This is a genomic window from Nostoc sp. UHCC 0302 (assembly GCF_038096175.1).
In the GTDB taxonomy this organism is placed as follows: Bacteria; Cyanobacteriota; Cyanobacteriia; order Cyanobacteriales; family Nostocaceae; genus UHCC-0302.
Window position 1 is genome coordinate 6,136,671 of sequence record NZ_CP151099.1, and the last position, 21,937, is coordinate 6,158,607.

The window sequence follows — 21,937 nt, forward strand, 5'->3', positions numbered from 1 at the left end:
AATTTAATTTTTTCAAGCAAAAGAATATTGAAAATTGCAAAAAATTAAATTTAAGGCTTTTGACAAAATAATTTTTGCATGGAGAAAAATATGTTTAGTTTTCTCAGAAGTTATCTGAGCTTAGTTTCTGTTATCTTAATTTCAATGTCTGTGTTAACTTCGCTTAGGGTGAAAGCTGAAGATTCACCAGGAGTTGTAACAACTAACAACAGTACTGATTCTTCTGAAGAAGTTAGCCAATATGCTCAACTGGATTCTACACCAATCACTTCAGTTTCTCAGCTTTCTGACGTGCAATCGAATGACTGGGCATTTCAAGCATTACAGTCTTTAGTTGAGCGTTATAGATGTATAGGTGGATATCCTGACGGCAGTTTCAAAGGCGATCGCACCATGACTCGCTTTGAGTTTGCTAGCGCATTAAACACCTGCTTAGACAGAGTTAACCAAGGAATTACTACTACCACAGACATGGTTACCAAAGAAGATTTGGTGACTTTACAAAAGCTACAAGAGGAATTCAAAACAGAACTCGCAACCTTGCGAGGTAGAGTTGATGCTGTGGAAGCACGTACTGAACAGCTAGAGAAACAACAATTTTCTCCCACTACAAAGCTCAATGGTCAGTTAATATTTGCTGCTGTAGATGCTTTTGGAAATGCTAGCCGTAGTGGAAATAGAGATAATAGCAACCTGACATTTGCTAATCGGTTGCGTCTGAATTTTAAAACCAGCTTTAGCGGAAAAGATGAGCTACTTGTAAGACTTCAAGCAAGTAATGTAATTAATGCGATCGCACCTGGAAATGATACTCGTTTAAGTTTTCAATCTGGTAGTAATAACAATAATGATGTTTTACTCAGTAAACTGCAATATCGGTTTCCTGTAGGCGATCAACTGAGTGTTTTGATTGCTACAGGCTTTAATACTTACTTCGATGATTGGGAAGTAGTTAACCCTTTAAAAAGTGATGCAGATGCTACTATTTCTCGCTTTGGTCGATACAATCCTATTTACCGTTTGGGTGGAGATACGGGTGTAGGTGTAACTTATAAGCCGAATGGAAATATCAAAGCAGAGATAGCTTATCTAGGGAAAAATACTAACAACCCTGGTAGCGGCTTGTTTAACGGTGGTTATGGTGCATTGGGGCAGATTATATTTTATCCAGATAACAAAGATACAACTACCAAAATTGCGTTCACCTACATCAATGCTTACAACATCGATGGCTTAGGGCATAACACTGGCAGTTTAGCTTCAAACTTGGGAGGGAGAAAAGTTTCTTCTAATTCTTATGGTATTGAAACGAATGTCAAAATTAGTGATAATTTTCAATTAGGTGGATGGGTAGGCTATACCGATGCGCGATCGCTGAGTGGAGAAGTCAAAGGCGATGCTGATATCTGGAACTGGGCTGTTACCTTAGCCTTTCCTAATTTGGGTAAAAAAGGTAATTTGGGAGGAATTATCATCGGGATGCAGCCTAGATTGACTGGCACTTCAGCAGCCCTGTCAGACTTACCTCGTCGTGATCCAGATACCGGATTTCACATTGAAGGGTTTTATCGGTATAAAATCAACGATAGAATCAGTATTACCCCTGGTTTACTTTGGCTGACAGCACCAAATCACAGCGATCAGAATGGTGACATTTTTTTGGGAGTAGTGAGAACTACCTTCGAGATATGAACAAAAACTGGTTTGAGTTGTAAAAATACTTATTGTGGGAGAACACTGACACCTTTAATAATTCAGGTTTCTGAGACACTGAATTTTCACAAATTAAATAAGTTTTTACATAGAATTTAGCCTATTGCAAAAAAACGTTACTTTCAGGATATTGCAAAAATCTTGACTATGTTTAAGAATTATTACGTAAGTAGTACTCTTGAAGAGGTGCGTAACTGTATTAGCGATTTGAATATTGGCTAATTGACTTGTGAAGGGCGGCAGCAAATAGGACTGAAACTGGATAAGTTTACAGTCCATTCTCGTATATCAATATTTTTAATTTAATTTGAGAAAAGAAAAATTATTTAATGCTCAATAATTATGCAATTTATACGACATTACATAAAGTTTAGATAAGATAATTTGCCTATGGATAACTTTATGTATAAACGTTGCAATATAACGTTTATATAAATGAGGAAATCGCACTTCTAATCTGAACTAAGCAGTATTGTAGCAATCTTCAATTCTTCGTCAACAGTGAGAATCTCAAGTTTTCATTATCCAGTGTGTAGCTAAAGTAACGCTAAAGGTTAATAAATGGTTAATGGTAATCCCTCTATTGAAGTTTACTGCACTCGTCCAACTTGTAACAACCCTCAAAACTCTATTTTAGAGACATCTTTCACTTCTAGTTCTACAACGGAAATACGTTGCTCTCATTGCGGAATGCCTTTGATTTTAGGTGGGCATTTCTTACCATTAAAGTTATTAGTACCAGATGAAGAAGGAGGTGCGTTTGGTAGAACTTTTGAAGCAGAGGATATTAGCTTTCCGCACAAACCAAAGCGTGTAATCAAACAGTTACATCCTAGAATTCCTCCTGGCCGCTTACAACTGAGTCCAGCAGAGCTTTTACGCATAGAAGAGTTGTTTAAGCGTGAAGCAATTATCTTAGAACAACTGCGTCATCCAAAAATCCCCAGAGCATTAGCATTTTTTTCTGTGGAAGTTGACGAAGAGACAGACAATCAGCAAAAGTTTTTTTACTTGGTACAAGATTATATTGAAGGAAACAATTTAGCTCAGGAACTCAGGGAGAGAGGAAAAACTTTTTCAGATTCTGAAGTAATAAATATTTTAAAGGAAATTCTAGAAATACTAAAGTATATCCATAATTATGATGGTAACCAGGGAGCTATACACAGGGATATTAAACCAGCTAATATCATTCTCTGTAATAGAGATAGAAGGCTATATCTGATAGATTTTGGTGCAGTTAAGCAAGTATTAGATATTAGGTTTCCTGTTGATCAATCATCTATAGTGTTAACTCGCGCTTTTGCTCCACCAGAACAGTTCCGTGGCGCACCAGTATCCCCAGCATCAGATTTATATGCTTTAGCCACAACCTGTTTGTGTTTATTGACAGGTGATAGAAATCCTCAAATGCTTCTCTCTAATTCCAGATGGAGAGATTATGTGAATGTCAGCGACGAGCATTTTGCAAATCTTCTAGACTGGATGCTTCAATACAGCCAAGAAGACCGACCTCAATCTGCTCAAGAGGTTCTTGATGCTCTGTCTCAAGCATCTAATGTACAACAGAAGTCTGAACAACCCCCTGATGTACAACAGAACAATGCCGAACAACCGCCTGATGTGTTACAGAATACTGAACAACCCCCTGATATACAACAGAATTCTGCACTATCACCTAATGAACTACAGAACGCCGAGCAATTACCTAATGAACAATTGACTTCTCAGCCAATTGAAAAACATAATTTGCTCCAGAAATTTGTTAATTGGCTAAGAACAATTTCTAGACGCAGGGGTTGGGTAAGCTTTGGTTTTTTGGTTTTGTTAGGAGTAGCGATCGCTATTATTTTAAATCAAACAATATTTCATCGACCTCAACAACCAATAACATCAATTCCACCAATTCCATCAACGCCATCACCGCTACCAATTTCAACGCCACTGCTGCCTGATGCCCAATACTTTAGCAGAGGAGAAGATGCTCTACTTCCTAAACCGCAAGTAGCTTCCTCTATTGCAGAATGCACAGAAGCTTATGATTTTAAGCGAAAAGGAATAGAAGCCTTTAAAGAAGCTAGTTATTCAGATTCTCCAACAAATTTTCAAAAAGCTGAAAAAGCTTTTTCACAAGCTATCAAACAATTTCAAAAAGCTGCTAAAGTAAATTCTAGCCAAAACAAGTGTGAAGTTGATCCAGAGACATGGATTTATCATTACAACTCCAAAGTTGCTCAAACTGAATCTGCTAGTAATGGTAGCCTTCCAACAATTGCAGTTGTTATTCCAGGTGAATCTAATCGGAGTATTGCATTAGAAATACTACAAGGGGTTGCCCAATCTTTAAATGTAGATCAACCATTGTTTCAAATTCTAATAGCTAAAGAGTACAATGACAATATTAATATTATTCAACAAATAGCTACGTATATTTCAAAAAATAATATTCCAGACGATAAGTATTTTGAAAAGAGTAAAATATTAGGAGTTATTGGTCATTATACAAGTAAAAATACCTGGGAAGCAGGCAAAATTTATGGCTCAGAAAACCTTTCTGAACGAGACAAACTTGTTTTAATTTCACCTACAAGCACTGCTATTAGGAAACCTGATTTAAGAGAAGGATCAAAAGATAAAACTTTAAACATTTATGTTTTTCGTACAGCTTCTAATGACTCCCTTGCTGCTAAGGATTTAGCTGAATATATGTGGGATAAGCTTCCCCAACAGAAAGCATTGATTGCTTATGAGCCAAGCGAACCTTATAGCCAATCTCTCAAAAAGCAATTTACAGATAATTTGGCATTAACAAGGGATGTAAATCCGAACAATTATATTCAAGATTGTAATTTAACAGCAGATACACCAGAAATTTGCATACACAAAGCCAACTTTATAAATGCAAAAACGTTAATATTAGCTCCAAGCCGTCAAACTATAGGCCAAGTGCAAAAGATTGTTAAACTGGCTAATCAAAAGTTTCAGCTCTTAGCAGGAGATGTTATGTATGATCAAGAGACGTTAGACCTTAAAGATGCTGCCAAAGGCATGGTGCTTGCTGTTTTTTCTCATCCTGATCTTGCTACTGACTTTACAAATAAAGCCAAAGAAATTTGGATAAGAAATGTAACATGGAGAACAATTACTTCTTACGACGCAACTCAAGCATTTCTTCAAGCTTTAAATGACCTGAAAAGTCAAGGAAAGAATGAGCCTAATCGTCAAGATGTATATGAAAGATTAAACGATGAAGCATTTTCAGCGTCTGGTGCTACTGCCAAGATAGAGTTTAATCCTAAAGATAGAGATGATAAAGATATATATGAGAGACACGATCGCAAACCAGTCAAAGGTGTTGGTGTTTTAGTGCAAGTTAATAAAAATAGTAATAGCGATGAATATATCTTTAATCTTTTACCACCTTTGCCAACACGAGAACAGGGAAATAATTCCTAATATCAACTTACATAAACAACTTTCTTAAGCAAAAGTCTATAAACTGGCGATGTAATAATCTAATTTTTTCAAAAACCTTCAATTTATGTTAACTCTCAAAGTTTCTGAAAGCGGAAAAATTCTCGTCAGAGAAGCTAGAAATAAAAAAATTGAACACGCTAGAAGGAAAAGAATAGAGGCACAAGGGAGAATTGAAAAAGCTTGGGATATGGATGAAATGTTTCTTAGAGAAGCAAGTAAAATTCTAGAACCAAATCAAAATTGGGATAACATCAAACCGTATGCTGTATCACCAATGACTTGGAAACGCTTTCGGGAAGCAAGTCAACCTATTAAAGCCGATACTTTCAAGGCTTTTTGTCAAGTCTTAGACTTAAACTGGGAAAATGTAGCAGAAAGTGATGTAGAACTACGCAAAAACTTAACCGAAGCACCTCCTCTATCTAGCTTTTATGGTCGTACTCAAGAGTTAGCCCAACTTCAGCAATGGCTTATTCAAGAACGCTGTCGCTTAGTTGTTGTTCACGGAATGGGCGGAATTGGAAAAAGCGCCCTAGCTCGCCATTTAATAGAGCAAATTGCGAACAAATATGACAGTTTAATCTGGCTTTCTCTAGAATCAGCGCCTACATTTCAAGAAAATTTGATAAAGCTAGTGCAATTCTTATCTAAAGGCGAAAAAGAAGAAGGCGATATTTACCAACTAATGCGGTATTTACATCATCAAAGATGTTTAATAGTGATAGACGCTTGGGAAGAAATAATAGGTAACTATAGTGAGTATTGTACGGAATATAGTGTGTTTATAGAGAGATTTGCTAAGGAAGCCCATCAAAGCTGTTTATTATTACTTAGTAGAAGAAAACCTCAAAATATTGAAATATTAGAAGGACAATTAGTTCGCTTAAAAAAATTGGTAGGTCTACCCTATGAAGAAGCAAAAGAATTTTTAAAAGCAGAAGGCCTTTCTGGCACAGATAGTGATCTAGAGGAATTTAGCAGGCGTTATAGCAATCCGTGGATTCTTAAGAGAATTGCACAGAGTGTTCATACTGTATTTCAGGGTAATATATCGCCATTTATGGATATATCAATTTTTGTTGATGATGTAATTACTGACTTTTTAAATAGGCAATTTCAACAACTTTCTAAAGTAGAAATAAATCTTATCTATTGGGTAGCTCTAAGACGTAATAAGGCTTCATGGAATCAATTAGTGCAAGATAGTAAGCAGTTATTATCTTACAACCAGCTATTTCAAACATTAAATGAATTAATAGCAAGGCATTCTTTAATTGCTAAATCAACAATAGACTCTGAAGTATTCTATATACTAGACCCAGTGATTTTGAAATATACTACTGAACGATTTATTCAAGAAAATTTTCAGGATTTGATCGAAGTATTTAACAATGAGAATATTGAAGGTTATAAACTATTTATTACTCATAGTTTCATTACAGAACATCCAATAGATAAGGAACTTAATCAAGATCAAATTAAGCGGATTCTTAAACCTATTCAAAAAATGTTATTAGCTAAGTTGCTTAGTCAACAGCAACTTGAAGATAAACTGAAAAAAACTCTATCTCTATTAAAAGATAAAAAATTATCCCAAGGGTTTGCGTACCAGAATATCTCGCACTTGATTTTGGCTTGCGAATAAATCTAGCCAAGAGAAAGTTAAAAAGTTACTAAGTGGTTGAATTTATCAGTCCTTTGTAGGAACGTCGATTAATCGCGTCTCTTCCCTTAACCGAACCGTATTGAGTGTGTTTTGGAAAACATAGTATCATTAAATACAATGTTTATGATACTATGTAGCAGTCAATCAAAGTATTTGTAATGGTTAAGCCTGTGTTAAGTAGAGTGACACTATAAAAGGTGTCACTTTCTATCCGCATAAATACATCTAAACTAATTACGCTTAAACTAGGAAAATTTAAGTACATTTACTACACTTTGATAGTTATTTCTATCAAAGTGTAGTTTTTTTATAGCACGCTTTGCCCAATTGGCGATACTGTAGCTTCATTGCCATTAATAAGTAGTATGTAAAATATACGGTCTTTTTGATTTCCCTTCTTTATAAATTCCGCAAAAACACGGTTACATTGATTTGCGCTTCTGATCAAAACTGCGATCATCCAGTTTATGAAGGTACTTTTATGAGCAGTGCTGCAACGACGGTTATCCGAGTCAATCTGAAAAGAGCCAAAGAGGTAGCCGAAGAGTGGGAGCAAGCTTCATACACTGAACTCAGCGCTTACTGTTTGGAGATTTTGCAGGAAATAGGATGTCCCAATACTGAACTTCCAAGTAATTTACAAACCCGTGAGCAACAGCTAAATTTTATCACAGGCTTTGCATCTTATGCTTTTGGTGAGGTAGTAACATCTTCTAAAAGATAATAATCCGCACCAAAATTTACTTGTGTTTAGATTCTTTAGATGGTATGGAAAGCTAGGTTCTGGTTAGGTTGTCAATACCCACGAGATATCGGGGTAGTTTCACAAAAAAGGATAATGCTGATTTAGTTTCCACGCGCAAATATTTCTAGAAACTACGAAACGCACGGTCAAAAGATTTACGTTTAGAATTTAAGTGCATAAAATTGTTTAAACTTTTTAACTGAAACCTGATGAAATTCGAGATTATGAATAAAAATTGTATGAACTTATTGCAATTCTTTACAGAAAACACATCATTCTATTGCAGTTTGTAAATATTTTTTGGATGTGCAAGGAATATTCCTTTAGACTGAATCCAATTGAAAAGATTGGGATAAACACAAATGCATTCGGTAAATCTATTTTGTCACGAATTTGTAGTTGCTGTTTCTTTTGTAGCTTGTATTCTGGGAATAGCGTTACTTTGGGACGGAAAGCAGCAAAAAGATGAGATAGAAGAAACAGAACGAATTCTTTTTAGAATGAGCTTCACTTACTGGCTAGTTTACTGTGTTGCTTTTGGCATTGAGAAAATAGTTTTACCTGATTGGGAAACTGTGTTAATGAGTTTAAAAATAACTACTGCTTTGTCATATTTTTTAACATTTTCTTGTATTCTCAGTTTGCCACTACACAAATTTGCAGTACACCGTGTTGAAGAATAGCCAACTATTGTGGAGAATGCAAAATTAAAGGCACTATAACTGAAGTAAATTGCTCAAAATAATGGTGTCTCAAGCTTTGCACTACGTGTTTCGACTTAAAAATTGTAATAACAATAATTTTATGGCGTTAGGGAAGCTCTTACAATAAAAGGTTCGCTAACGCCATTTCGAGTTGTTTCTGCTCCAAAGTTGTTAAAATGAACACCTCTTGTACCGTTTTACCCTGCCGAGCGAGAACTTTATAGCCCCCTCGAATTGGTACAGACACGCGGAGTTGCATTTTAGGACTATGACCTCTCACCCGCCCAATCACTCCTGGGGTAACGGTTTGAATGCCATCCTGCTGACACAGACGTTCTAAAATGGGGATAAGACCAGAAATGTGAGTTGAGTGATTCCAAACTAGTCTGCCAGATTTTTGAGAAGCCGCCTGGCCGGGATTGACGGTGGGTTTACCCATTTTGATTAAGCCGCTTCTAGAGGTGCCATTGTTAAACCAGCTCGACGTAACTGCTGGTGATAGAGTTCCGCAGGTTCTTGTGGGCCAACCCAAACGATCGCTTGACCCTCAAAGTGTACCTGATTAGTCAGATCCCAGGCGCGATCGCCTGTCATCCCCGGAATATACTTTAGCAAACATTCAGCAACGTGTTGAAATGTATTAAAATCATCATTCAACACAATTACTTTGTAATTGGGATAAGGTTTTTGAGTAACTTGATTAGACCGTTCAGGAGCTACAGTTGGTGCTGTGGCCATCCCGTAAACAGCTGCTGAAAGTGTCATAACCATAGAACTATGAGTCAACAGGACTTTACAAAAGTACACTACAAATTACTAGTTTAGTATATTGTCATTTGTCATTGGTCATTAGTCATTAGTATCAATGACAAAGGACAAATGACAAATGAGTATCTACCGCCAATTCTCCCAGTTTTCGTTAAAAATCGATGTATCGGGGAAAGCAGTAGGGTTGCCATTTTGCTTCAACAGCCGTTTGAGCGCTTCCAATTGTGGTTCTGATTTAGGCAAGTCATCGACCAGTTGGTAGGGTGCAACAGAATTTTTAATGGCAAAAGCAGCAACAGTTCCCGCAGCTGCGCCAGCAGACCATTCAAAGGAGTGTACCCGATAAGCAGCAGCGGCAATGTGACTGGTAGCAATGCTTTTACCTCCTACTAGCAAATTGTCAATTTTTTGCGGAATCATTGCTCTGAGAGCAATTTGAAAGGGATATGCTTGCCCAGCACCACGCCTTTCACCGGGACGTTCTTGATTACCAGGAGTTTCGGGCGGGCTTTTTACCATGCAAGGATGGAAGTCTATAGCGTAGTGACCAATACCAACAGCATCAGGGAAGATGGTAGAACGAGTCCGTCGCATCGCCTGTTCTGGCGAAATTTTACCTTCTATTACTGATACTGCTTCTAAACCAGCTAACGCTGCTTTTAACTGGCGATACATCTCTGCTGGTAGAGTTTTACGGTAATACTCATCATTGTAATCGCGGCGAGAAATATCAATTTCCCAGATACCAAAACCAGAAGGTTGTCCCCAACTTGGACGTCCAATAATCCGGCGTCCTTCCCGCATATACGGATATTTTGATAAGCCATGTACTGTCCCCATTGGGGAATTTAGCCCTGTTAATAGGCGATTATTTAATCGCGGTTGCTTGACACCATTCCCCAGTTGAGAATCTGTTGTCCCAGCCACTAGCCAGTAATAGAACGAGAGTGCGTTCTCTTCAGCTTTGCCGAGGCTTTCTTTCCGCAGTCCTCCCATCCAACCACCAGGCTTTAACTGCCCGGTAGCTTGTAACTGTTGACGAGTATAAACTAGGTTATCAGCAGCGGTTCCAGGGCGGTAGTCGTTACCCCAAGTCCAGTTTTGCATGGAGATGTCCCCTGGTGTGGGCGCAGTAAACTTAACGCCACCGAATTGTGCTGGTTTCCCTTTGTTGGGACTCCAAATGCGACGGTAGGTGAATAATAAATCAAAGTTCGCCAGTCGTGTTAATTCATAACTGAAATATGGTGAGTATTGTGAATAAAATGGTGGCATTGCCTGCTGTTGCGCTTCCTTAGTTGACTCCATTGCAAAGGTGTAGGTAAATCCTTGCGTGCAGTACGGGTCGTTTGTGCTGCTAGAAGCAGAAGGTTCTAGGTAGGAACGAGCATCAATACCTAATCGGTAAGGGACATCAGCAAGGGCGATAATTTCTCCGGTTTCGCTAGTGTCTACAACATACCAAGAGGCGTTGCTTTTTGATGGCTTAGGAACGAAGCGAATAATGGTTTTAGTAAACCGAGAGGTGTTGTAGTATCGATATGCGTCTTCAATGCTTTGAGATAAAGTAAAAGTATTTAAAGGTGGTGCGCCTTTTGCTGCTTGATGTTGGATAGCGATCGCACTATTAATTATTTTGCCATTAGTACTAATTTCTAAGTCTTTAATTACCGTGTTCGGAAACCATTGCAACTTGCCTTTGCCCTGCTTTTCAGCATCTTTGAGCATCTGATTCAAAATGTTGTGAGCATCGCGGGGAAGAAAGCAAGCTTCACTTACCCAGCAGTCGCCAGGGTTGAGTTTGCCGTACTTGCGCCCAATGCGGTTTCGCAATTCCAGGTAGCCGCGAGAATAGAATTTAAGCGATCGCTGCGTTGGTCGTTCGTCTAATGCAGATGTACCTTGAGCCGAAATCTGTCCCCCCAACCAATCGGTAATTTCCGTTAAGCAAACTGTTCTGCCTGCTAGTAAGCCTTCGTAAGCTGTGGCGACGCCAGAAAGTCCGCCACCTACAACTAAAATCTCACAATTGACGCTTTTATCGGGAGTTACTGGTGGCGCTGCCATTACGCTTTCTGCACCAGGAAAAGCGAGCGTAAAATAAGGTGCAATCAAAGTTGATATTAAACTGAGACTGAACAACGAGGTCAAACTATAAGCTACTTTGTGTCTACTCTTCATGGTTAAATAAATCCTTTCCAAGCCTGTGCCACCTTGTAGACGGTAACATTCGCGAAATGTTCATCACAAGGTTATTATCCTTACGTGAATCTTAAATATTTGCTCTTTCCACATATTGCCAGCATTTCAGGTTTGCCAAAATATTTTGGCAAGAATCCAAAAAGTATTAAATTGGCTTTCTAGCTCCAGATAACTACCTAGAAAAATAGAATGCAACCTTCTAATAAACTTTTATGAAAGTAAAATATTTCCAAATTATATTCAAATAAACTTATTCTCAGAGTTCAGTTCTATGAATGAGCAAGCAACGGATGATATATCAGGAAAAGTATTATCCATGCCAGATGCAGAAATTACTTTTTATCGCAATTTTTTCAGCCCCCAAGAGAGTGATGAACTGTTTAGAGTTCTGCATCATGAAATCAAATGGCGACAAGATAAAATGAATATCTACGGTAAAGAAGTAAATTTGCCGAGAAAGACTGCTTGGTATGGAGACAAAGGTCACTCATATTCATTTTCAGGTATTCATCTTGAGCCTGAACTTTGGACACCAACTTTGCTAGAAGTGAAAGAGCGGATTGAGAAAATTGCAAAAACTCAATTTAACAGTGTTCTTCTTAATCTTTACCGCGATGGTAATGATGGAATCTCTTGGCATACCGATGCAGAAAAAGAGCTAGGGAAAAATCCTGTGATTGGTTCTGTCAGCTTTGGTGGAGCTAGGAGGTTTATGCTTAGACACAAGCACAATAAAGATTTGAAAGCGGAAGTTGAGTTAACACATGGCAGCTTTCTACTCATGGCTGGTACAACACAGCATTTCTGGCAGCATCAGATTCCAAAAACAGCGAAGAAGGTTGAACCCAGAATTAACTTGACTTTCAGAGTAATTCTGCCTATCTGCTAATATTCGTTGGTTCAGAACACAAGTCTGTTGGTTCAGAACACAAGTCTGTTGGTTCAGAATACAAGTCTGTTGGTTCAGAACACAAGTTCATTGGTTCAGAATACAAGTTCGTTGGTTCAGAATACAAGTCTGTTGGTTCAGAATACAAGTTCGTTGGTTCAGAATACAAGTTCGTTGGTTCAGAATACAAGTTCGTTGGTTCAGAATACAAGTTCGTTGGTTCAGAATACAAGTCTGTTGGTTCAGAATACAAGTTCGTAGCGATCGCCTGAGTAAAGCCATCATTACCCAGTTAAAATCGATAATACTCTGAGACAACTAAATATCCTTATTCACATAATAGACAATTTGTACAGTGCATTAAGTTCTATAATTATCCGAACTCGATATAAAATCTATGCTCAGTGTCAGCTTAGGCAAGCGGAAGCGATAATAGGATTCAGTATTCTGTTATAGATTGGAGAGAAGCACGCCGCTTCAAAATCTGACCAATGAATGGGGATGGTTGTAATGAAGAGCAAAAATCCAATAGTCTTTGCCCTAGTATTGAAAAGCGCTCTTGTCTTTTCACCTTTGCTGTTGTCCGCTGGTATTGCTAGTGGACAACTCACACCATCCCCAACGCTGACACCTACTCCGGCTTTATCGAATCAGGAGCGGGAAGAATTGCTGCGACTGCGAGCGGAAAAGCGAATTCAACAGCAAGTCCAATCTGATTTAAATCGCGCTTTTAGCCGTACAACCATCCTGCTTAATGTCTGGTTAGTAATATTAAGTTTATTTCCGGTTGCAGTAATCGCTTTATTTTGGCTATTACGACGGGTGGTTATCCGTGAAATTGCTGATAGAGCAATCAAACAAATACAGGGATTAGAAAACTTACAAAATCAGCTAACTACCGTTAAGCAAGATGCTGAAAACCTGATTCAAGAAGCTAAAAATATAAATTTTCACCTACAACAGCAAGCTGATACTTTACAACAAAAGATAAAAATTGAACACGAAAATTTATCTTTACTTACATCTGATTTATCTCAAACAAAAGTACAGGTGTTAACGAAGTTAGAAACTGAACTCAAAAAATCTCAACAAAATATAGAAACTTTAGAGTCAGAATTTGCTACTAGGTTATCTAAGTTAGAATTAGATGCTCAACAACAAACCGATATAGCACTGGAAAATCTTGGAAAGTTAGCATCAAATTTGAGAGAGGAGCTTGCTAACTTAAAGTTAGGTACGCAGCAACAGCAAGAATTAACAGTTGCTGATTTAGAACAATCCAAGTCTGAGTTTATATCTCAATTATCTGAATTTCAAGCTGAAGCTCAAACACAAAAAGATATAACTATTGATAGTTTAGCTAAATTACAGTCAGAATTTGCTTCTCAATTATCTGAATTTCAGGTTGAAGCTCAAACACAAAAAGCTAAAAGTATTGATAATTTAGCACAATTACAGTCAGAATTTGCTTCGCAACTAGCCGAGTTACAAGCTGACGCTATAAAGCAAAAGGATATCACGTTTGAGAATCTAGGAAAAGTACATAGTCAATTGAAATCTGAACTATCTAACTTACAGCTAGATGGTCAGGAGCAAAAGAATAAAATTATAGAAAGTTTAGAAAAGTCGCAATCAGAATTCGCTTTGCAATTATCTGAATTACAAGCTGATGCTCAAAAACATAAAGAGGTAATAATTGAAAATTTAGAAAAATCGGGTTCAGAAATTACTATCAAATTTTCAGAGTTGCAGAATAACGCTCAACATCAAAAAAATCTGCTTTTGGAAAAGCTAAATAAATTAGAAATAGAGTTTGCCAATCAACTTTCTGATTTACAATTAGATACCCAAGAAAGAAAGGATTTAATACTTCAGGAACTGAGTGAAATCACATCTGAAAATATCTCAGAAACAGTGAATTCGGAAGTTGAGGAGAACATAGAGGAACAGCCACAGCCGGAAGTGAGTGCAGATGATTATGTAAAAGAGGCTGATTTCCTATTCTCTGAAAAACAATATGAAGATGCGATCGCAGCTTACAATAAAGCAGTCCAAATCCAGCCTGATGATGCTGTTGCTTGGTTTAAGCGTGGTCTGACTCTGGCAAGGTTAAAACGCTATAAAGATGCGATCGCCTCTTATGATAAAGCCATAGACCTTAATCCAGATAATCATCAAGCTTGGTGCGATCGTGGTGTGGCTTTTGGCTATTTACGCCAGGATCAACAAGCTTTTGCCTCTTTTGATCAAGCTACACAAGTGAAGCCTAATGATGCTGTTGCTTGGTTAAATCGCGGTCTGGCGCTGATAGAATTGGAAGAATACGAAGAGGCGATCGCTTCTTTTGATCAAGTCTTGCAAATCCAACCTAATTTACCGAAAGCCTGGGATAAACGCGGTTATAGTTTGGTGAGATTGGGACAAGATGATGAAGCGATCGCTAGTTTTAATAAAGCTTTGGAAATTAAACCAGATTATGGTAGTGCTTGTTACAATAAAGCAGCTTGTTATGCATTGCAAAGACAAGTTGAATTAGCCTTAGAAAGTCTACGACAAGCAATTGAAATTAATCCTAGATATAAGGAAGAGGCAGAATCTGACCTAGATTTTGATGACATAGCAGCAGATAAGCGTTTTAGGCAGTTGATTACAGGATGAATGTAGAGACGTTGCAGTGTAACGTCTCTACACGTATGAAATGTTTACAAATAATCTTTAACAATAGTTATCAATTTCATCATTTATGCGATCGCACTCATATCTGCCTTTAATTTCTTCATTAAAATATCTACCAATAGAATCTGCTGATTGTAAATCTTCCCAAGTGTCTAACTCTACTCCTGAATACTGATATACTGCTCCACTTTGAAACTCAACCTGCAAAATTTGTTCGTCGTCATCGTAGCCGACAGCGCTGGCCATAGATGAGCTAATTGGTAACATGGCAATTGGTTCTTCTGCAAAAGGAAGCTCAGGCGTTTGAGAGACAATCTCGCTGAGTTCTTGCAATCCTTCATAAGCTTGAACTGGTGCAAGAATTTCTAGTAACTCGATTTCGTCGCCTCGGTCGAGCAACAATTGCAAATATCCGTCAGAGTGAGCGATCGCTACTAAACTGCTCAAGTCTACCTTAGATAGCCTCATTTATTTGCTCTCCTATTGGCGTAGTCGGGAGTATTGAATTCTTATGCAATACAGAAAATTTATAGTACAAATATACTATAAAAGTGTCCGGTTGTCAAATTTCTTCGCTATGAGGTTTGCGACCAAAGGTATAAAAGATTGTGATATCGTTCCAAATGCCTTGTTCAGTCACTAATGCTTCTAATTGTGTTGCAAACTCCGCCTTAACTTGCTCTAGTTGCTCAGATGAAAGTTGCGAAAGAGGATTTGGGAATTGTCCTGGTGCTGGATGAGAACCTCCAGACCACATCTGCTTTGCCTGCTCTAGACTAATATAGAATCCATTTTGCTCAACCTTAATTTCAATCGCCTCAAAGCCTGCTGTTGCTAGTAAATCATGGCACTTTTCAACTGTGCCTGTTGGTTTATTAAATGCCAGTGAAATCCCATACTTTTCGACAACCTTTTGTACAGTCACTCCTTCGACAAAAGCAGTGTCTGCAAATGCATGAAAGCCAATTAGGCCTCCAGGTTTGAGCAATTGATGCCAAAGGCGTAATGTATTGGGAATGTCAGCCATCCAAATCAGGGCTGAGGAACACAGGACAACATCAAAAGTATTGGCTGAAAAGTTCAAATTCTCGGCATCTGCGAGTATAAGCTCAATATTACTCAGCCCTAAAGCCTCAACTTTGCGTTTTGCCTGTTCAAGCATACCAGCTGAAATATCCACTCCTACAACTCGTCCTTCAGAACCTACAAGTTGCGCTGCTTCAATCGCCACCATACCTGTACCAGTAGCAATGTCTAAAACCTGCTGTCCTCGGTTGATTTGTGCATACTCAATTAGACGATGTGCAATTTCAGGATGCCAATCACCATCATCATAAGTTTGGCTTCTACGACTGTATAAATCTGCAATTTCTTGCTTATGTTGATTTAAATCAATTTCTTGATTCATAGTTCTTTTGCAAACAGTTATTAATTTGGCATTGCTGAATTTAGATATGAAATGCAAAAATCGGGTACTCTCAATTCTTGCTATCTGCGTCTCTGCGTGAAACAAATTCATATTCTCACTCAGCAACGCCATTAATTTGATGGTTTCGTAGTTGCGCTTTAGCGCTAAAGCGCAACTACGAACAAAAGCTACCTAGAAACGATCGCAGTCTCCGTTATCTGAGAAGTCTGTAAGTAACGATAGAGGCGATTCAAGGCATTGACGTGGGCATAGGCGGCAGCCACCACGATATCAGTATCAGATGCTTGTCCAGAGAATATCCGCTCTTGATGTCCCAAGCGAACTGTGACGGTTCCCAAGGCATCAATTCCACCAGTCACAGATTGAACGGAAAATTCAATTAGTTGATTGGGAATCTGCACCAATCGATTGATTGCTTGATACACGGCATCTACTGGGCCTGTGCCAACAGTCGCATCTGTGAGGATTTTGCCATCAGGTGTAACAATTGTGATAGTTGCAGTTGGACAAGTGCAGTCACCGCAGATTACTTGGACGTGTTCGATTTGGAAACCTCTTTCTACTTGAATCTGCGTTTCATCTCGGATAATTGCTTCTAAATCCCAATCTGATATTTCCTTTTTCTTGTCAGCGACTTCTTTGAAGCGATTGAAGGCTTTGTTCAAGTCTGCTTCATTCAAGTCAAACCCCAATTCTTTAAGTCTGGTGCGGAAAGCATTGCGTCCAGAATGTTTACCTAAAACAATGCGATTTTCCGGCAAACCGATCGCAGTAGCTTCCATAATCTCATAAGTCTGGCGGTGCTTGATGATACCATCTTGATGAATACCAGACTCATGAGCGAAAGCGTTTGCTCCGACAATTGCTTTATTCGGTTGAATCAGCATCCCAGTTAATTGGGAAACCAAGGATGAGGTTTTATAAATTTCCTGGGTTTTGATATTAGTCAGCGGTGCATCAGAGTCAACTGGACGGCTGAAGTAGGGATTAAAAAAGGGTTTGCGAACCTGCAACGCCATGACAATTTCTTCTAGTGCAGCGTTACCTGCGCGTTCGCCAATGCCATTAATCGTACATTCCACTTGACGCACACCATGTTCAATTGCTGCCAAGGCGTTAGCTGTAGCTAAACCTAAATCATTTTGAGTATGAATGGAAAGAACTACTCGATCAATATTAGGTACGTTTTCTCGAATTCCTTGAATCAGATAGCCGATTTCTTTAGGAGTGCAGTAGCCTACTGTATCAGGAATATTGATTGTAGTCGCTCCAGCTGCGATCGCTACCTCCAACACTTGATAAAGAAACTCTCTTTCAGTGCGGCTAGCATCCATAGGTGAGAATTCCACATCTTCTACAAAAGACTTGGCGTAGGCAACCATTTCTTCAGTAATGGCTAGTACTTCGCTACGAGACTTTTTCAACTGATACTGAAGGTGAATATCAGAAGTAGAAATCATCGTGTGAATTCTGGGACGAGTTGCTCCTTTCAAAGCTTCGGCGGCTGCTTGAATATCTTGGCGTGTAGCTCTCGCCAAACTGCAAATGATTGGCCCACCTGGTATCCCGACTTGTTCAGCGATGGTTTTAACAGCTTGAAAATCTCCGGGACTGGCAACGGCAAAACCTGCTTCAATCACATCAACACCTAGTAGAGCCAGTTGATGAGCGATCGCAAGCTTTTCTTCTACATTTAGGGTTGCGCCTGGCGACTGTTCGCCATCTCGTAAGGTTGTATCGAAGATAATAACTCGGTCTGCTTGAGATGCAATGCTCATAACTGTCTCCCGTAGTTGTGGGGGATTATTGTTGATTACTTTGGATATTGTATACGATTTTTTGTATACAATATCCATTATGAACTTAAATGATTTAGCAGCCAATGTGCTGCAACAGCAACGTAGTACCCCTGATTTAATTGCCGACGCTTTACGGGAAGCGATTTTACGGGGTATTTTTCAGGAAGGACAATCTCTAAGACAAGATGAAATCGCTACTCAGTTTGGAGTTAGTCGTATTCCCGTGCGGGAAGCACTCAAGCAGCTAGAGGCTGAAGGATTAGTGACGCTGCATCTGAATCGTGGCGCGATGGTTTCTGTGCTGACAGCAAAAGAGGCGCAAGAAATCTGTGAAATTCGTAGTGCTTTGGAAGTGAAAGCGATGCAGTTGGCTATACCTAAATTAAGCGAATCAGATATAGAAAAAGCAGCTGTAATTCTAGAAGCAACTGACCAAGCGACCGATGCGGGACATTTGGCAAAACTCAACTGGGAATTTCACGCCACACTTTATGTAACAGCGGAACGTCCTCGGCTACTAACGATGATTAAAAACTTGCACGTCAATATAGACCGCTATGTCCGGTTGCAAATGACACAGATGGATTATCAAGAACGTTCTCAAAAAGAACACTATCAACTTCTGGATGCTTGTCGTCAGCAAGATAGTAAAGCAGCTGTCCGACTACTAAAACGACATATTGACACCGCAGGAGAACAGTTAGCTATATACTTACAGCAAAAAGCTCAAAAGTAGTGAATATAAAACTAAATTTATCAGATAGTAGTTTCTATATTGAATGGCACTAAGTTAAAGATTTAGATTGATGCAGAGAAGGCAAAATATTTTCCAACAATCTTCCTGTGCTTCCGCATCTCTATGTTCGTTTATCTTAGTGCCATTTATGCCTAAGCTATTATGTTATTTAGTGGAATACACGTGGTTTTTCCACTTTGGTTGGAGTACTGGTACTTGGGGAACTAAGGTTCAAAAAATCAATAAGTTTAAGGGTACGCTGACGGATTTTCCAGCGCCCATTTGTATTGACAACTTGATCTTCATAAGTTCCATTGGCAACATCAATGCTAGTTTCTGAACGTTTATGAGTTGCATGAAGGTAAGAAGTCATTTTTGCTTGATTATATTGAAGCTCCGAGATATTTATCGTACCCATCAAGTGTTGGGTAGCCACATATCCGTTCCCTTGGAATACCGAATAAACAAAATCTGCCCAAGCATCTGTTCCAATGCTTGTTTGACTACGGTTTTTAACTTCTTCTGTCATTCCTTTAGCATTATCTGCTATTTTAATAACTACATTTTTATTGTCTTCACTGAGTTGAGCTTTAATAGTTATAATATTAGGATATTTTTGTTGAATTTCTCCGAAACTACGGCCGATGTTTGCTTCTTATAAAGCATTGATCGCATTTGCTAAAATATTCATAAATACCTGATTTAATTGCCCCAAATAGCACTTAACTAAGGGAATATCGTCATAATGCTTAGTTACCTGAATTGCTGGTCGATTATAATCAGGTTTCAGATGTGGTATCCATTAATATTTAGCATTGGGTTTTAACTATAAAAATACAAAAAACAATATCATTATCTCCCCTTCCGAGAAAGGCGTTCTGCTTTATTATTCCTATGGTTAGGAGATATTCTCATGTCAGTTCCGTAACCGAGGTTATGCAGCACACTACTGTAAAATAACAAGTTACTAACAGTACAGTCGTAAAAAATACTATTCAAAATAGACCCAAAGTTGGCATTATCAACTTTTTGAATTTAGAATTTTTTACTACACCTGATTATGCCAACCGCAAATAAGGACACTTTTGCAAAAAAGTAGATGCCTTATTATGGGCGTCTGAGTTATGAGTATGTGCTGGTGTCGGTCGAATAATGCCACCAAATAAATCATCTAAGCCGTAGGGCGTGAAAAACTGCCATTCTCCTTGTGTATCTAGCCGAACTCCGACAGCAGTAGCGGTATGTAGCCATTCTGTGATGCCATCCTCTGTACTAGTGTAGGGTCTGCGACCAAGACGCCAACGGGCAAAACTGGCTTGATTTTTGACATCAAACTGGTCATCAGGATATTGTTCTGTGAGAGTTGCCTTAGCTGCTTGTTCTTGAGAACGATTTCCGTTGATGTCGAAGAATGCAATATCAAAATCTTTAATACCTAAGCCACACTCAGCGCCAAATATCGAATGCCAAACTGTATTGCGGACTGCACCCCCTGCTAACCACCAGTTGGGTAAGTTGAGTTGAGCGATCGCAGGTAATACTATACCAACAGGTGTATCAGCCAAAATCATCTGTAAACGAGTGTTACTATTCATATCAAATTCCTGGGATTGTCAAGTACAAGCTGAAAATATTATTATTCACATTTCACAAAGCTTACGGTGTTTATAGTCAGACTGCGACACTTGGCAGTTTGATATTTATGAGGAAAACTTCTGTAGTTATAGAATAAAGAAAACAGGATTGCACGGAAGGGTAAATTGTGAATTTAGAATTTGGAATTTTTATTTATGGAAGACTTATTCGCGCGGCTAGAACGCACACTAAATCCTGAGTTACCTTCCCTAACAGAGTCACAACAACAACTGCTACAAGAACTCAGTATTGACGAAAATCAACCCGGTACGATTCTGCATGACTTTCAAACTCTAATAGATTTCTTACAACCGAATGGAGTGGAAGTTAGCAGTGTTAATAACCTTTTACCATTAAAAGTACTATCAGAACTTAATTCTCGCTTAAGTCGCCCAATTGAAACTAAACTCAAACGCCCCGTACAGAAATCATATCCCTACATTAATGGGCTTTATCTCCTACTACGCAGTTCTGGGATAGCCCAAATTAGATCCCAGGGAAAGAAGCAGATTTTAGTATTAGACCGAGCCTCTTTAGAATCATGGTTAAACCTTAACCCAACAGAACGCTATTTCAATCTACTAGAAGCTTGGTTGATTTGGGGAAATAACGAAATTTTAGGTGAACATCAAGACTCATTTGGGAATTTATTTAGATGTATTCAACTTTGGCCCCGCATCCCAGATAAAGGTTTAAAATTTAGTAAATATGAAGAGCAACAAGATATCAGTTATTATCCTGGTCTGCATAATGTTGCTTTATTAGATTTATTTGGATTGTTATCAATCAAACACGGGAAGCCACAAGAGGGTAAGGGATGGCGCATTACTAATTTACAACGTTTGCCTTTTGGTGATTCTCTCTTGCAGTTACTATTTCCATTGGGAATACGAGGAGAGTTACAAGATGATGTAAATGTGGCTTTTGGAAAATTGCAGCCACATCTCCAACCGTTTTTTCCTGAATGGAAGCATAATTTGTTTGTACCAAAACAAGGCTTTACTGATGGTATTTATGTTTTTAAAGTCTTAGTTTCTCGGTCTTGGCGTCGCATTGCCATACCTGCAAAAAAACCATTAAGCTGGTTAGCAGAAACGATTCTTGACGCTTTTGACTTTGACTACGATCATCTTTACGAGTTTAGTTTAAAAGACCATTTTGGCCGTACACTCAAGATTGGTCATCCTTATATGGAAATACCCCCATTTGCAGATCAAGTGCAAATTGGTGATTTACCCTTAGAACCGGGTGCTAGGATGACTTATCTTTACGATTTTGGTGATAACTGGGAATTTGATGTGCTATTAGAAGCAATTAATCCGCCTGATAACAAAATCAAAAAAGCCAAGATTTTAGAAGTTCACGGAAATGCACCTCAACAGTATTGGAGTGAAGATGATGAAGGGGATAATTATTAACCCTAGATTCGTAAAGAATATTTTGTTACATAACGGATTATAAACAGCCTGCGTTACACTTTTTTCTCTACGTCTTACCT

The 21,937-nt window shown here is 38.6% G+C and carries 18 protein-coding genes; 9 read left to right on the top strand and 9 right to left on the bottom strand.

The features are described 5' to 3' along the window. Positions 1–144 precede the first annotated feature (144 nt). The 5 genes from WKK05_RS26525 (at position 145) to WKK05_RS26545 (ending at position 8,284) form a co-directional block, all read left to right on the top strand. Positions 145–1,692 carry an iron uptake porin gene (locus WKK05_RS26525; RefSeq protein ID WP_341526026.1) on the top strand — a complete coding sequence of 516 codons (1,548 nt, stop codon included), beginning with the start codon at positions 145–147 and terminating at the stop codon, positions 1,690–1,692. A 582-nt stretch (positions 1,693–2,274) separates the two neighbouring features. After that, complete coding sequence (locus tag WKK05_RS26530) at positions 2,275–5,169, top strand: bifunctional serine/threonine-protein kinase/ABC transporter substrate-binding protein (protein ID WP_341526027.1); 2,895 nt, start codon at positions 2,275–2,277, stop codon at positions 5,167–5,169. Between the two features lie 85 nt (positions 5,170–5,254). Next, entirely contained in the window at positions 5,255–6,835 is a 1,581-nt protein-coding gene (locus tag WKK05_RS26535; protein WP_341526028.1) for an NB-ARC domain-containing protein, read from the top strand. A gap of 502 nt (positions 6,836–7,337) precedes the next feature. Beyond that, positions 7,338–7,580 (top strand): hypothetical protein, encoded by a 243-nt coding sequence (locus WKK05_RS26540; protein WP_341526029.1) that lies wholly within the window; start codon positions 7,338–7,340, stop codon positions 7,578–7,580. A gap of 383 nt (positions 7,581–7,963) precedes the next feature. Further along, on the top strand, positions 7,964–8,284 hold the full coding sequence (locus tag WKK05_RS26545) for a hypothetical protein (RefSeq protein WP_341526030.1): 321 nt from the start codon (positions 7,964–7,966) through the stop codon (positions 8,282–8,284). A gap of 139 nt (positions 8,285–8,423) precedes the next feature. Here the strand turns inward: WKK05_RS26545 and WKK05_RS26550 are convergent, their stop codons facing one another. The 3 genes from WKK05_RS26550 to WKK05_RS26560 form a co-directional block, all read right to left on the bottom strand. Next, positions 8,424–8,744 carry a DUF2103 domain-containing protein gene (locus WKK05_RS26550; RefSeq protein WP_341526031.1) on the bottom strand — a complete coding sequence of 107 codons (321 nt, stop codon included), beginning with the start codon at positions 8,742–8,744 and terminating at the stop codon, positions 8,424–8,426. Positions 8,745–8,749: 5 nt separating this feature from the next. Further along, entirely contained in the window at positions 8,750–9,076 is a 327-nt protein-coding gene (gene clpS, locus WKK05_RS26555) for an ATP-dependent Clp protease adapter ClpS (protein WP_341526032.1), read from the bottom strand. Between the two features lie 123 nt (positions 9,077–9,199). Beyond that, on the bottom strand, positions 9,200–11,254 hold the full coding sequence (locus WKK05_RS26560) for an FAD-dependent oxidoreductase (protein ID WP_341526033.1): 2,055 nt from the start codon (positions 11,252–11,254) through the stop codon (positions 9,200–9,202). A gap of 292 nt (positions 11,255–11,546) precedes the next feature. On the opposite strand from WKK05_RS26560, the gene WKK05_RS26565 reads away from it, so the two are divergent. Further along, the gene (locus WKK05_RS26565) at positions 11,547–12,164 is read left to right on the top strand and encodes an alpha-ketoglutarate-dependent dioxygenase AlkB (protein WP_341526034.1); all 618 of its coding nucleotides are present in this window, start codon (positions 11,547–11,549) and stop codon (positions 12,162–12,164) included. Here WKK05_RS26565 and WKK05_RS26570 read toward each other — a convergent pair. After that, complete coding sequence (locus tag WKK05_RS26570; RefSeq protein WP_341526035.1) at positions 12,154–12,417, bottom strand: hypothetical protein; 264 nt, start codon at positions 12,415–12,417, stop codon at positions 12,154–12,156. The two genes, WKK05_RS26565 and WKK05_RS26570, sit on opposite strands and share 11 nt — an antisense overlap. 257 nt (positions 12,418–12,674) lie before the next feature. Between WKK05_RS26570 and WKK05_RS26575 the strand changes: the two genes are divergently transcribed. Further along, the gene (locus WKK05_RS26575) at positions 12,675–14,822 is read left to right on the top strand and encodes a tetratricopeptide repeat protein (RefSeq protein WP_341526036.1); all 2,148 of its coding nucleotides are present in this window, start codon (positions 12,675–12,677) and stop codon (positions 14,820–14,822) included. A gap of 57 nt (positions 14,823–14,879) precedes the next feature. Here the strand turns inward: WKK05_RS26575 and WKK05_RS26580 are convergent, their stop codons facing one another. The 3 genes from WKK05_RS26580 to WKK05_RS26590 all read right to left on the bottom strand — a co-directional run bounded on the left by WKK05_RS26580 (position 14,880) and on the right by WKK05_RS26590 (position 18,041). Further along, positions 14,880–15,308: a KTSC domain-containing protein gene (locus tag WKK05_RS26580; RefSeq protein ID WP_341526037.1), complete on the bottom strand. Its 429-nt coding sequence runs from the start codon at positions 15,306–15,308 to the stop codon at positions 14,880–14,882. Between the two features lie 94 nt (positions 15,309–15,402). Further along, complete coding sequence (locus tag WKK05_RS26585) at positions 15,403–16,248, bottom strand: methyltransferase domain-containing protein (protein ID WP_341526038.1); 846 nt, start codon at positions 16,246–16,248, stop codon at positions 15,403–15,405. Positions 16,249–16,436: 188 nt separating this feature from the next. Continuing rightward, positions 16,437–18,041, bottom strand: a complete 1,605-nt coding sequence (locus WKK05_RS26590; protein ID WP_341531202.1) for a 2-isopropylmalate synthase — start codon at positions 18,039–18,041, stop codon at positions 16,437–16,439. An 85-nt stretch (positions 18,042–18,126) separates the two neighbouring features. On the opposite strand from WKK05_RS26590, the gene WKK05_RS26595 reads away from it, so the two are divergent. Next, the gene (locus WKK05_RS26595; protein ID WP_341526039.1) at positions 18,127–18,804 is read left to right on the top strand and encodes a GntR family transcriptional regulator; all 678 of its coding nucleotides are present in this window, start codon (positions 18,127–18,129) and stop codon (positions 18,802–18,804) included. A 169-nt stretch (positions 18,805–18,973) separates the two neighbouring features. Here WKK05_RS26595 and WKK05_RS26600 read toward each other — a convergent pair whose 3' ends face one another. Together WKK05_RS26600 and WKK05_RS26605 are read right to left on the bottom strand one after the other, a co-directional pair. Next, entirely contained in the window at positions 18,974–19,333 is a 360-nt protein-coding gene (locus tag WKK05_RS26600) for a nuclear transport factor 2 family protein (RefSeq protein WP_341526040.1), read from the bottom strand. A gap of 529 nt (positions 19,334–19,862) precedes the next feature. Next, complete coding sequence (locus tag WKK05_RS26605) at positions 19,863–20,399, bottom strand: nucleotidyltransferase family protein (protein WP_341526041.1); 537 nt, start codon at positions 20,397–20,399, stop codon at positions 19,863–19,865. A gap of 195 nt (positions 20,400–20,594) precedes the next feature. Between WKK05_RS26605 and WKK05_RS26610 the strand changes: the two genes are divergently transcribed. Next, a complete protein-coding gene (locus WKK05_RS26610; protein WP_341526042.1) occupies positions 20,595–21,857 on the top strand; it encodes a plasmid pRiA4b ORF-3 family protein in 1,263 nt (420 codons plus the stop codon). Positions 21,858–21,937: the final 80 nt, after the last annotated feature.